This window comes from Hydrotalea sp. (assembly GCA_030054115.1).
In the GTDB taxonomy this organism is placed as follows: Bacteria; Pseudomonadota; Alphaproteobacteria; order JASGCL01; family JASGCL01; genus JASGCL01.
This window is the reverse complement of the sequence record JASGCL010000015.1, coordinates 23,963-35,745: the sequence shown is the minus strand read 5'-3', so window position 1 is coordinate 35,745 and position 11,783 is coordinate 23,963. Positions and strand designations below refer to the sequence as shown.

The following is an 11,783-nucleotide window of genomic DNA, read 5'->3' as shown; positions in this document are numbered from 1 at the left end:
TGTCCGTCATTCTCGAAAATTTTTCTAACCTGCGCCGCCGTCTCCACCCGTCATCAGTTGATTTATTGGTGGTTAGGGGGTAAAGAGGGTTGTTCGATTCATAATTACAATTAAAGAGCCAGCCATTTCATGAAAGCCAATTCTTATCGCAGTCATCACCTCGGCCAATTGCATTTGGCGGATAAGGGGAAATCGGTCGTTTTGGCCGGTTGGGTGCATAACAAACGCGACCATGGCAATTTGCTGTTCGTCGATTTGCGCGACCATTATGGTATCACGCAACTTGTTATCGAACAGGGCAAACCGCATTTTACAACCTTGGAAAAAATACCATTGGAATCGGTGGTGCAAATCACTGGGCAAGTGGTGGCGCGGGCGACCGAGACCATCAATAAAAACTTGCCGACTGGCGAGGTGGAAATTGTGGTCGCCGATGTGGTGGTGCTGTCGACCAGCAACAGCCTGCCCTTTCCCATCAACCAAGATGCCGGCTACCCCGAGGAGGTTCGTGCGACCTACCGGTTTTTAGACCTGCGCACCGAAAAACTGCATAATAATATCATGCTTCGCGGCCAGGTGATTGATTACCTGCGCACCGCGATGCGCGGCCAGGGCTTCCATGAATTTCAAACGCCGATTTTAACCGCCTCGTCGCCCGAGGGGGCAAGGGATTTTTTGGTGCCATCGCGCCTGCACCCCGGGAAATTTTACGCCCTGCCCCAGGCACCGCAACAATTTAAACAATTGCTGATGATTGCTGGCTTCGACCGGTATTTTCAAATCGCGCCATGTTTTCGCGATGAAGACGCCCGCGCCGACAGAAGCCCGGGCGAATTTTACCAATTGGATATGGAGATGAGCTTCGTCACGCAAGATGACGTATTTGCGGCGGTCGAACCGGTGATTGCCGGCCTGTTCCACGATGTTGGCAAACCGTGGTGGCAGGCACAGAAAAAACGCACCATGCGCATCTTGCCGGAAAAAAATATGCCCTTCCCAAAAATAACCTATGACGAGGCGATGGAAAAATACGGCAGTGATAAGCCCGACCTGCGCAACCCATTATTGGTGGTTAATGTAAGCGATATATTTGGCGACAGCGGTTTCAAAATTTTTGATGAAGTGGTGAAAAAGGGCGGCATGGTGCGCGCCATTGTGGTCGCGGGCACCGCCGACAAACCGCGGTCGTTTTTTGACGGCCTGAACGATTGGGCAAGGAAAGAGGGCGAGGCCGGCCTGGGCTATATTATTTTTAAGGGCGAGGAAGCCACCGGCCCCATCGCCAAAAATTTAAAACCCGAGGTGATAAAAAACCTGACCGCCCGTTGTTACGCGGCGGGCAACATGCCGGCCGGCAGTTCGGTGTTTTTTGTCGCCGGCGACAAACGCAAATCGGCCATGTTCGCCGGCCTGGCGCGCACCAAATTGGCGCAGGAAATGGCATTGATAGACCAGGATGTTTTTGCCTTTTGCTGGGTTATCGATTTTCCACTTTATGAATGGAACGACGAATTGCAAAAAATTGATTTTTCCCACAACCCATTTTCAATGCCGCAGGGCGGGCTTGAGGCGTTACAACAAACCGACAAGGAAAGGATTTTGCAAATCAAGGCCAGCCAATATGACATTGTGTGCAACGGCGTTGAATTGTCGTCGGGGGCGATTCGCAACCACCGCCCCGATATTATGTATCGCGCCTTCGCCATTGCCGGTTATGATAAGGCGATGGTCGATGGGCAATTTGGCGGCATGATTCGCGCCCTGCAATTTGGTGCGCCACCGCACGGCGGGGCGGCCCCGGGCATCGACCGCATGGTGATGCTGATAGCCGACGAGCCCAATATCCGCGAGGTGATTGCCTTTCCCCTGCAACAAAATGGCCAAGATTTGATGCTGGGCGCGCCGTCGCTGGCGTCGCCCCGCCAATTGAAAGAATTGCATTTGGAGGTGATAAAAGAAGATGACGCGTGATAAGGGCAATGACAAGGGCAATGATAAGGGCGTGGCGGAATCTTTTTCGTTCGAGGAAGCCCTGAGCGAGTTAGAAAAAATTATTTCGGCGATGGAGCAGGGCGAGGTATCCTTGGCCGAATCGGTAAAATATTACGAACGCGCCATGATGCTCCATAAAAAATGCGTGGCCGAATTGCAAAATGCCAAATTAAAAATCGAACAATTGGTGTTGTCGCCCGACAGCGATAAAAACATCATTGGCAAAAAAGATTTCGCCGCCGATAAAGAATAAAACATAAATGACCGATGTTGAGTTTGATTTTCCGCCGATAGCCGCAACCCTGTCGCTTGATGAATTGTTGGCGGGTGATGTCGCCGCGTCGCAGGCGGTTGTGGCCACATGGGTTGAGCAGGCACTGAATCATTTTTTTGCTTTTTTGGAACAACAACAATCGAAAGAGCAACCCTGGTCGCATGGTAAAAAACCATCGTTATTAAGTGGCGCGCGTTACGCCCTGCTGAACGATGGCGGCAAAAACCCGGCCAAGCGATTGCGCCCGTGGTTTTTGTTTTTGGCGGCGGCGGCCATGGGGCAACCGTTAAATAAATTTTATCACTTGGCCCTTAGCATCGAACTCATCCATGGTTATTCGTTGGTGCATGATGATTTGCCGGCGATGGATAACGACGCCATGCGCCGTGGCAAGCCGACCCTGCATCGCGCGTTTTTGGGCGACCTGTCGGCGAAGGATAACGAGGCCTTCGCCATATTGGTCGGTGACCTGTTGCAGGGGTTGGCTTTTGAATTGTTGGCGATGGATGGCGCAACCGCGCCCGCCGATAAAAATACCCTGTTGTTGCATTTGGCGCGCGCCGCCGGTTTTGGCGGTATGGTGTCGGGCCAATGGCGCGATATTGTTGGCGCAACCACCATCGATGATGCCAAGCGGTTAAAGGCGCAAAAAACCGGCGCGTTGATTGAATTATGCCTGACCGCGCCGTTGTTAATCACGCCGCCCGATAATCATACCGCGACATTATGGCATGGTGTGGCGCGGCAGGTTGGTTTGCTTTACCAAGCGGTCGATGACATGATGGACGAGGTCGCCACCGCGGGTGCGATGGGCAAACAAACCGGCAAGGACAGGGCGGCGGGCAAATCCACCACCATCGCCCTGCAGGGGTTAAGCGCGGCGCGGCGGGAAATCAACGATTGGCTGGCGCAGGTCGAATCCGGCATCAACCAATTAAAAACCACGAGTGATGGCGATGGTCATGGCGATGGCGCGGCGGTTGATTCTGTTGCCGCCAACCCGATTAAAAATGCCGTGGCGGTTGATTTGTTGCTGACGTGGCTTAAAACCATGATACAGCCAGTGATAAAAATATAAAATAAATATTACAAAATATAAGCCATAATTTTTGTTGTCGGGGTATAAAATTCACCTCTTGACAGATTTTTTCAAAAGGTAGACAATAAATACCTAAACCGGTGGAGGGGTTTTCGGCATTATTGTAAATAATGGCGGGAACGGCTTCTACTTTTTATTATTCATTACAATTTCTGAAGGGAAAAAAAATGAAAAAACTACTACTGCTTGGCGCGTCTGTTGCGGTTGGCTTGACCTTATTAAGTGTCAGCACACCGGCGAAGGCGGCTGACCAAGCCTCTTGCGGCAAAGTGCGCGTCGGTGACGTTGGTTGGTCGGATAACACCGCCATCAATGCCTTGACGTTTTTAACCGTCGGCAATGCCCTTGGTTACAAACCCGACATCAAGAACTTGGGTTCGCCCGTCATTGCGAAAGCACTTTCGACATCGGACCTTGATGTGTTCTTGGATTATTGGTCGCCCGCGGCTGACGGTCTCTATAACCAATTTGTCAAAGACAAAAAAGTTGAAGTCGTGCGCAACAATGTTGAAGGTGCCAAATACACCTTCGCGACCACCGAAACGGCTTACAATGCCGGTTTGAAACATATCAAAGACTTGCCCAAATTTGCAAAACAATTGGACAACAAAGTCTATGGTATCGAACCCGGTAACGAAGGGAATGACCATTTCCGTGCGGCCTTTAAAAAACACAATATTCAAGGCTTCACCGTTGTTGAATCGTCCGAAGCCGGCATGTTGACCCAAGTCGAAAAAAACAAAGACGGCTACGTCGTGTTTTTGGGCTGGGCGCCACACTGGATGGGCTTCCTCTACAAGATGAAATATCTTGATGGTGGTGACGAATGGTTTGGTAAAGGTGGTGGTTTGACCAACATCAAAACCGTGGTGCGTTCTGGCTTAAAAGCTGACTGCCCCAATTTCTATAAATACCTGAAGAATGTCAAATTCACCCTCCCGATGGAGAATGAAGTGATGTTTAAAATCGGTAAAGAAAAGAAAGACCCGAAAACCGCCGCGACCGAGTATTTGAAAGCGCACCCAGATGTGCTGACAGCTTGGCTCGCCGGGGTGACAACCGCCAATGGTGGTGACGCCGTTGCGGCCGTGAAAAAATCTCTCGGTATGTAATTCATACTTTTAAAAGAGATATTTTCGCTGAAAATATAAAATACCCCCATGGTTTTTTTTAGGCCATGGGGGTATTTTTATGCTTATTTTTCATTGAAAAAATTAAGAAAACTCATATTGACATGTGCGGCAAAAAAGCACAAAATAAGACAACAATGGCGTTGGTGTGAGGGGGCGTTATAAAAAACAACCTTTCATGATGACTTGTCGCGCATCAATGCTTTTTAGCAATATTTTTCTTGAAAGGAAAAAAATGAAAAAACTACTATTACTCAGTTCGCTGGTTGCGGTCGGCATGACATTTGCCACCACGGGGAAGGCGGCCGAAGATGCCTCTTGCGCCACGGTGCGCTTTGCCAATCCTGGCTGGACCGACATTTTGGTGACCACGTCTTTTGCAACCAACTTGTTGCAAGCCTTGGGCTATCAAACCAAAGACATTACCCTTAGCACGTCGGTTTCTTGGAAATCGGTGGCCGAAGGCGATGTTGATGTTTTCCTTGGCAACTGGACACCCAGCCAAGACGAAAAAGCCAAACCCTATTTGGGCAAGGTAAAAATTGTTGGCACCAATTTGGTGGGCACACGCTACACCATGGCGACCACCAAAAAAGCCTATGATGAAGGCTTGAGAACCGTTGCCGACTTGGCCAAGTTCAAAGACAAATTGGGCGGCAAGGTTTATGGTATTAACCCCGGTTCATCTGGCAACACCAACATGATGAATGCGATTGCCGATGCGAAGCTCGAGGGCTTTACCTTGGTTGAATCGTCCGAGGAAGGCATGTTGACCCAGGTGCAACGTAAAAAAGATGGCTATATCGTCTTTTTGGGTTGGACACCGCACTGGATGAACAGCAAATTCCAAATGGAGTATGTTGGTGGCCCAGAGCTTGATAAATATTTTGGTAAAGGCGGCGGTTATGGCATTGTTCGCACCGTGGTTAACAAAAATTTTGCCAAAAAATGCCCCAACGTCACCAAATTGGCCAGCAATTTAAAATTTACCATGGAAATGGAAAATTCATTGATGTCGCTGGTTGGTGAGAAGAAGCAAAAACCAGAAAAAGTGACGGTTGATTACCTGAAAGCCAACCCAACCCTGTTGGATGCTTGGTTGAAGGGTGTGACCACCAAAGATGGTGGCGACGCCGTTGCGGCCGTGAAAAAATCTCTCGGTATGTAATCCATAGTTTTAAAAGAGATATTTTCGCTGAAAATATTAATTGCCCTCGCGCTTTTTTTTACTAAGGCGCGGGGGCAATTTTTTTAGATTGTTGGTTTTTATGGTTTTTTTTTCGGGTTACGCTTATAATAAAAACTTGACAATCTCAGCCAGTTGTCTAAAATCGCTTTATGATAAATGATAATTACGCCATAAGTAGTTAATAAATAATCATGGGTTTTAGCGGGGTTATTAGAAATAAGGCGGGCGAAGCAAAATGAGTTGCGTTAGGGTTGTGCTAAACAAGGCATGTCAGACAGAAGTAGAGTTATTTGTCGTAAGAATAATAGCGGGGCAAAAAAAGGGGCAAAAAGTTGAACCAAAAATCTTTTTTATAAAGATTTGATAATATAAAGGAGCGAGAAACAATGTCTATCGATTTTGGCCTATCCGACAAGATAGCAAACAATAAATTTGAATTGGGCGACCATGTCTGGCGATTTTTGGAGCCTGTTTTGGACAGGTTTCAACGCCACAATGCGTTGGTTGACGGCTTGACTGCTTTTTTGGAAGATGTTGTCAAGGTTATGTTGTTTTTGCCGCCGCTTTACATGGTGGCGATATTTGCCGCCGGCACTTATTTGGTGACGCGGCGGATTGGCCTTAGCATCGGCACGGTGCTTGGTTTTATTATTTTGTTAAATTTGGGTTTTTGGCAGGGGGCGATGGAAACCCTGTCCTTGGTGGTGGCCTCGGCCGGGCTTTGCCTCTTGATTGCCTTGCCGGTTGGCACATTCCTGGCGCGCAACCCGCGTTATTATAAATTTGTCGAACCAATTCTTGACATGATGCAGGTTGTGCCAACCTTCGTTTATCTTATCCCCGCGTTGGTGTTGTTTGGCCTGGGCATGGTGCCGGGGATTTTTGCCACCGTGATATTTGTCGTGCCGACGCCGGTGCGATTGGTTTATACCGCATTGAGCTCGGTGCCATTGTCGTTGCAAGAAACCGCCGATTCCTTTGGCGCGACCAAATGGCAAAGGTTGCGGCTGGTTGATTATCCCTATGCCCTGCCATTTTTGTTGCAGGCCCTGAATCAAACCATCATGTTATCGTTGTCGATGGTGGTTATCGCCGCCTTGGTCGGGGCGTCTGGCCTTGGGGTGCCGGTGGTGCGCGCCCTTAACCAGGTCAATGTCGGGCTGGGGGTTGAAAGCGGCCTGGCGATAGTTATCGTTGCTATCATCATGGATCGCATTTTGCGCAATCTTTCAAATCGCAACAGCCAATAAAAAATCTATAAAAAATTATTTAAAAAACCTATAATTAAAAATAAGGCAAGGTCATGAAAAAATCGATTAAGAAAAAAAGCAAGAATGTCGCGTCGGCCAAAAACACGTCGCACAAAAACATGGCGGGTAAAAAAATGAAACCCGGCACGATGATTGAAATCGACCATGTTGATGTTAAATTCATTGTCGATTCGCGCACCGACCGCAATCGCAATATGTTTGGCCAGGCAAAAAAAGAAACCATTCAAGCGGTTAGCAATGTTACACTTGATATTGCGTGCGGTGAATTGGTTGTTTTGATGGGGTTGTCGGGTTCGGGAAAAACCTCCCTGCTTCGCACCATCAATGGTTTGAATAAAATTACCGCCGGCGCGGTGCGGGTGCGGCGCAGTATCAATGACGAGGGCTTCCTCGACCTTGCCCGTTGCACCGCCGATGAATTGCGTTCTTTCCGGCAAAAATCGGTGGCGATGGTTTTTCAACAATATGGGTTATTGGCATGGCGGAGCGTCGCCAACAATGTGGCCTTTGGGTTGGAATTGGCCGGGGTTGAGAAAGAAAAAAGATTACAAAAAGCACGCGACATGCTCGACATCGTCGGTTTGGGCAAATGGGCAAACGCCATGTTGTCGAGCCTGTCGGGCGGCATGCAACAACGGGTTGGCTTGGCGCGCGCCCTAGCAACCGAGGCACCGATATTGTTGATGGACGAACCATTTTCCGCCCTTGACCCGATTATTCGCTACCAATTGCAGGGCGAATTGTTGGAATTGAACAAAAAATTGGGCCGAACCATCGTGTTCGTGTCGCATGATTTGGATGAGGCAACCCGCATCGCCGACCGCATTGTCATTATGAAGGATGGCGAAGTGGTCCAGGTCGGCACGCCGCGCGATATTTTGTTAAAACCCAACAGCAAATACGTGAAGGATTTCGTCAGCGAGGTCAACCCGATGAAGGTGTTGAAGGCGCGCGATTTGGTTGGTTTCTCCCCCACCATCAATGGCGGTGGCGGCAAGGAAGTTGCCCCCAACACTAGCTATCAAGAATTGCTGGCCATGTGGCAAAAGGACAAATCATTTTTTATTGTTAAGGACAAAAATAAAAATTACGGCACCATTTCGGGTGATGATTTGCTTCACACCTTGACCAAGTAAAGCGATAAAGCCCGCCGATAAAAATTACCGCCGGCAATTATTGCCCTTTGCTTGGTAAGATTTGACAATGCCGTTTTGCAACATGAAGGTTGTTTGGCACCATTTTTTATAATAGGTTTGACCCTCCGCCCCCTCGTGGAACGCGCCGCCGCTGGATTGACCGGTAATCATGGGCGGTGCGCCGGCCACGCCCAGCTCGGCCTGTTGATAGACCAAATAATTGTAACCGCTGAGATTGTAATCGGTGCTGGGCGCGCCGAGCAATGCAAAAACCTCGGCGCGGTTTTTGCCGACCAACGATAGCATGGTGCTGTCAAAATTTTCGCGGCTGGCGCAGGCGGTTAAGGATAACACCACCGCCACCGCACCGATAAATTTGCCGATTGATAATATTTTTTTTTGCATGTCTAGCGACCCTTTATTTTTTTCCAATGTTTGCCAATTTTGTTTATGTCGAATGGGGTTGATTGATACACCAAATTTATCCAATTGGTAAATAATAAATAAGCATGCGACCGCCATTGGCTTTTCGGGTTTTGCGCAATGTCATCGTTCGGAAAATAATTTTTCGGTTTGTTGGTGTTCAACCCGGCCTGTTGGTCGCGGCGATATTCCAACCCCAGGGTGTCAACATCATATTCGATGTGATTAAACATATAGGTCGTGCGATATTGCCGGTCATTGATAAGGCAGGGTTGGCCGTCGACCGATTCAACCAACAGCGATAAATCCTTGTCATCGGGCATGGCGTCGACCGCGGTGTAACGCGACACCGGAATGGCAAATTCATCGTCAAAGCCGCGCACCAGCGGGTGGTTTTTTTGCAACACGCGGTGGCGATAAAGGCCGAATGCTTTCTCAGACAATTCGTGTTTGCCAACCCCGCGGTGGTGGTATATCGCGGCCTGCGCCCCCCAACAGATGGTGAAGGTCGAATGAACATTGGTTTGCGTCCAGGCCAGGATGTCGGTTAGTTCTTGCCAATAATCCACCGCGGCAAAATCCATACGCTCGACCGGCGCACCGGTGATAATCAGCCCGTCAAATTTTCTATCCTTAACCTGGGCGAATGTGCTGTAAAATTTTTGCAAATGCCCCTCGGGCGCGTTTTTTGCGGTATAACTACCGGTGGTGAGCAAGGTCAGTTCGATTTGCAACGGACTGCCGCCCAATAACCGCGCCAATTGCACCTCGGTCGCTTCCTTGGTCGGCATCAGGTTGAGGAGCGCTATCTGCATCGGCCGGATGTCTTGGCGGATAGCTTTTTTTTCCAGTATCAGGGCCACGCCCTCGTTGATAAGTTGCGTGCTGGCGGGTAAGTCGTCGGGAATTTTAATCGGCATGTTATTTATTTTGCTAGCAGGTCGCTATTTCCTATCTTTGCTTCCTTTGATGTGTTATAGACCATAAATCATGAGTAGAAAATTGGCAAGAGAGTCGTCACGCGGTAACAGCGGCGCAAGATTTAATAATCGTTCTGACAGCGGTCCCCGTCGTTTTGGTAATAGGTCGGAGGGACGCCCCGAGGGTCGTTCTGAATCGCGTTTTGGCGACCGGCCACGTCCATCCTATGGCGCACCGCGCGGTGATGGTGAAAGAAGTTTTGGCTCGAGAGGCGATTCACGGGGTGATTCAAGGGGTGGCGATGGCGGTGGTTTTCGTTCGCGGCCCGATGGCGATAGGGGCGGGTTTCGCCCACGCCGCGACGATGGTGAACAACGCGGCGGTGAGGGCGGCGGTGAAAGACGTTTTGACGATAGGAATTCTGGGGATTCGCGGCCACCAAGGCGCGAGGGCGGCAGTCGCTTTGGCGGCGGTGGCAGTCGTTTCGGCGGCGGTGGCGGTCGTTTCGGCGGCGGTGGCAGTCGTTTCGGCGGCGGTGGCAGTCGTTTCGGTGGCGGTGGCGGTCGGGATGGCGGCCGTGGCTTTGATAGAGATAATAGAGATGGTGGCCGGCCACCAAGGTTTTCAGACCGTGGTGATAGGGGCGAGGGTCGCGGCGACCGAGGCGAAGGCCGTGGTTTTTCGCGTGGCCCCTCACGCGGTTTTTCAGACGATAGAGGCGATAGGGGCAATAGTCGCCTGAGTTTTAGGAAATCATTCGATAGGGACAGGCCAAACGACAGGCGCGACGACCAATATGACGACCGCCGTGGTAGCGGCCAGCGGTCACGCCTGCCCAAGAACGATGGTTATTACCTTTATGGTTTTCACGCCGTGGTGGCGGCCCTGCTGAACCCGGCGCGCGAAAAAATTAAATTGCATCTGACCGTTGAGGCAAAAGAAAAATTAGAAAAAAATGAAACGATAAAAAAACTATTGGCCGAAATGGGCTTGGCGGTTGATGTGATGGATCGCCATGGCATCGACCACCAATTTGCCGATGTGTTGCACGACGCACCGCACCAAGGGGTGGTGTTTGAAACAAGGCCCTTGCCGCATGTTGATTTGCGCCATCATTTGGAAAGCATCATCATGGTCGATAAAAAAGAATCGCCCTGTTGCTTCCTGATTTTGGATAAATTACAAGACCCGCATAACATCGGTGCGATTTTGCGCTCGGCGCGTTATTTTAACATCGACGGCGTGGTATTGCCCGAACGCCACACCGCGCCCGAATCGGCGGTCATGGCCAAATCGGCCAGCGGCGCGCTCGAGGTTACACCATTGATACGGGTCAGCAACCTGTCGGAGGCGATTAAGCTTTTCAAAAAACATGGCTTTTGGGTTTACGGCCTCAACCAACATGGCACGCAACCATTGGAAAAAACCAATTTTGATAAAAAATCGGTGATTGTCATGGGGCAGGAAGGCGGCGGCGTTTCGCCCCTGGTCAATTCGCAAACCGATTTTTCGGTTAAAATTGACGGCGCGATGATGGATGATAACATGGTCGAAAATAATGTCGCAACCGACGCCCCGACGGCCGAGGGTGCCGACAGCAGTGAAACGGGTGGCGAAAAGTCAGAAAAACAAGAATTCGCGGTTAATAATGTTGATAGTTTAAATGTCAGCAACGCCACGGCGGTCGCGCTGTATCAATGGTCGATAACCAAGGGTTTGTAAAAAATACTGGCATTGGCGCGGGCGACCATCGTTATTCTGTAACCTAAGGAATCATAATCATCTATTGTTGAGGGGGGGGAAGGCATGACCGCGATTTATGTTGTGATGTTGGCGGTGTTGATAATCGCCAATATTTTTTACCTGCGTAGCGTTTATAAAAAAGAAACCATCCTGTCGCGCACCACGTGGGTTTTGTTGACGGTGATGAGCACCGTAGCCTTCCTGCAATTATTGCATCAAAACCAATGGCAATGGAACGCCAATGTTTTGTTATATCCGTTTATTTTGGCGGTGGCGCAATTGGTGGTGGCGATGGTGGCGTTAAAACATGGGCGCGGCGACAAACATATCGGCCACACGCTGGTGATTTATGGTTTTGTGTTGTTGTCGATTCTGTTGTGGCTTATCACCGACAACCCGACGCTGGGGTTGGTGACGATTTTGTTCGCCAACAGCCTTGCTCTTTACCCGACATTGCATAAAACCTGGCACCAGCCGGCGCAGGAATCGCTCATCGCCTGGTCGATGACGCGTGGCCTCGCCTTATTAAGCCTGGGTAATTTATTGCTTGGCCACACGCCCGATATCAAAAAATATATTTTTTCCGGTTACATGGTGGCGGCCAA

At 49.8% G+C, this 11,783-nt stretch carries 12 protein-coding genes; 9 read left to right on the top strand and 3 right to left on the bottom strand.

What is annotated here, in order from left to right; genetic code table 11:
• Window positions 1–129: 129 nt before the first annotated feature.
• From aspS to QM529_04370, 3 genes are read left to right on the top strand one after another with little or no spacing between them, the layout of a single operon-like run.
• The gene (gene aspS, locus QM529_04380) at window positions 130–1,971 is read left to right on the top strand and encodes an aspartate--tRNA ligase (protein ID MDI9313895.1); all 1,842 of its coding nucleotides are present in this window, start codon (window positions 130–132) and stop codon (window positions 1,969–1,971) included.
• The gene (gene xseB / locus QM529_04375) at window positions 1,961–2,245 is read left to right on the top strand and encodes an exodeoxyribonuclease VII small subunit (GenBank protein ID MDI9313894.1); all 285 of its coding nucleotides are present in this window, start codon (window positions 1,961–1,963) and stop codon (window positions 2,243–2,245) included. Before aspS ends, xseB begins: the two co-directional genes overlap by 11 nt.
• A 7-nt stretch (window positions 2,246–2,252) precedes the next feature.
• The gene (locus QM529_04370) at window positions 2,253–3,344 is read left to right on the top strand and encodes a polyprenyl synthetase family protein (protein ID MDI9313893.1); all 1,092 of its coding nucleotides are present in this window, start codon (window positions 2,253–2,255) and stop codon (window positions 3,342–3,344) included.
• 157 nt (window positions 3,345–3,501) lie between these two features.
• Here the strand turns inward: QM529_04370 and QM529_04365 are convergent, their stop codons facing one another.
• Window positions 3,502–3,675 (bottom strand): hypothetical protein, encoded by a 174-nt coding sequence (locus QM529_04365; GenBank protein ID MDI9313892.1) that lies wholly within the window; start codon window positions 3,673–3,675, stop codon window positions 3,502–3,504.
• Between the two features lie 7 nt (window positions 3,676–3,682).
• Between QM529_04365 and QM529_04360 the strand changes: the two genes are divergently transcribed.
• The 4 genes from QM529_04360 to QM529_04345 all read left to right on the top strand — a co-directional run bounded on the left by QM529_04360 (window position 3,683) and on the right by QM529_04345 (window position 8,091).
• Window positions 3,683–4,477 carry a glycine betaine ABC transporter substrate-binding protein gene (locus tag QM529_04360; protein ID MDI9313891.1) on the top strand — a complete coding sequence of 265 codons (795 nt, stop codon included), beginning with the start codon at window positions 3,683–3,685 and terminating at the stop codon, window positions 4,475–4,477.
• Window positions 4,478–4,730: 253 nt separating this feature from the next.
• Entirely contained in the window at window positions 4,731–5,663 is a 933-nt protein-coding gene (locus tag QM529_04355) for a glycine betaine ABC transporter substrate-binding protein (GenBank protein ID MDI9313890.1), read from the top strand.
• A 407-nt stretch (window positions 5,664–6,070) separates the two neighbouring features.
• Entirely contained in the window at window positions 6,071–6,934 is an 864-nt protein-coding gene (locus QM529_04350; GenBank protein ID MDI9313889.1) for an ABC transporter permease subunit, read from the top strand.
• A 53-nt stretch (window positions 6,935–6,987) separates the two neighbouring features.
• Window positions 6,988–8,091, top strand: a complete 1,104-nt coding sequence (locus QM529_04345; GenBank protein ID MDI9313888.1) for an ATP-binding cassette domain-containing protein — start codon at window positions 6,988–6,990, stop codon at window positions 8,089–8,091.
• 24 nt (window positions 8,092–8,115) lie between these two features.
• Here the strand turns inward: QM529_04345 and QM529_04340 are convergent, their stop codons facing one another.
• Complete coding sequence (locus QM529_04340) at window positions 8,116–8,496, bottom strand: hypothetical protein (GenBank protein MDI9313887.1); 381 nt, start codon at window positions 8,494–8,496, stop codon at window positions 8,116–8,118.
• 2 nt (window positions 8,497–8,498) lie between these two features.
• Window positions 8,499–9,434: a homoserine O-succinyltransferase gene (gene metA, locus QM529_04335; GenBank protein MDI9313886.1), complete on the bottom strand. Its 936-nt coding sequence runs from the start codon at window positions 9,432–9,434 to the stop codon at window positions 8,499–8,501.
• A 70-nt stretch (window positions 9,435–9,504) separates the two neighbouring features.
• Between metA and rlmB the strand changes: the two genes are divergently transcribed.
• Together rlmB and QM529_04325 are read left to right on the top strand one after the other, a co-directional pair.
• Window positions 9,505–11,157, top strand: a complete 1,653-nt coding sequence (rlmB, locus tag QM529_04330; protein ID MDI9313885.1) for a 23S rRNA (guanosine(2251)-2'-O)-methyltransferase RlmB — start codon at window positions 9,505–9,507, stop codon at window positions 11,155–11,157.
• Between the two features lie 84 nt (window positions 11,158–11,241).
• Window positions 11,242–11,783: hypothetical protein (locus tag QM529_04325; GenBank protein ID MDI9313884.1), on the top strand; the 542-nt coding region annotated here is incomplete at its 3' end.

Coding starts and splice junctions, on each gene's coding strand:
- rlmB (MDI9313885.1), top strand. CDS start 9,505: ATGAGTAGAAAATTGGCAAGAGAGTCGTCACGCGGTAACAGCGGCGCA.
- QM529_04345 (MDI9313888.1), top strand. CDS start 6,988: ATGAAAAAATCGATTAAGAAAAAAAGCAAGAATGTCGCGTCGGCCAAA.
- QM529_04370 (MDI9313893.1), top strand. CDS start 2,253: ATGACCGATGTTGAGTTTGATTTTCCGCCGATAGCCGCAACCCTGTCG.
- QM529_04340 (MDI9313887.1), bottom strand. CDS start 8,496: ATGCAAAAAAAAATATTATCAATCGGCAAATTTATCGGTGCGGTGGCG.
- metA (MDI9313886.1), bottom strand. CDS start 9,434: ATGCCGATTAAAATTCCCGACGACTTACCCGCCAGCACGCAACTTATC.
- QM529_04355 (MDI9313890.1), top strand. CDS start 4,731: ATGAAAAAACTACTATTACTCAGTTCGCTGGTTGCGGTCGGCATGACA.
- QM529_04350 (MDI9313889.1), top strand. CDS start 6,071: ATGTCTATCGATTTTGGCCTATCCGACAAGATAGCAAACAATAAATTT.
- QM529_04365 (MDI9313892.1), bottom strand. CDS start 3,675: ATGGCGGTGTTATCCGACCAACCAACGTCACCGACGCGCACTTTGCCG.
- xseB (MDI9313894.1), top strand. CDS start 1,961: ATGACGCGTGATAAGGGCAATGACAAGGGCAATGATAAGGGCGTGGCG.
- aspS (MDI9313895.1), top strand. CDS start 130: ATGAAAGCCAATTCTTATCGCAGTCATCACCTCGGCCAATTGCATTTG.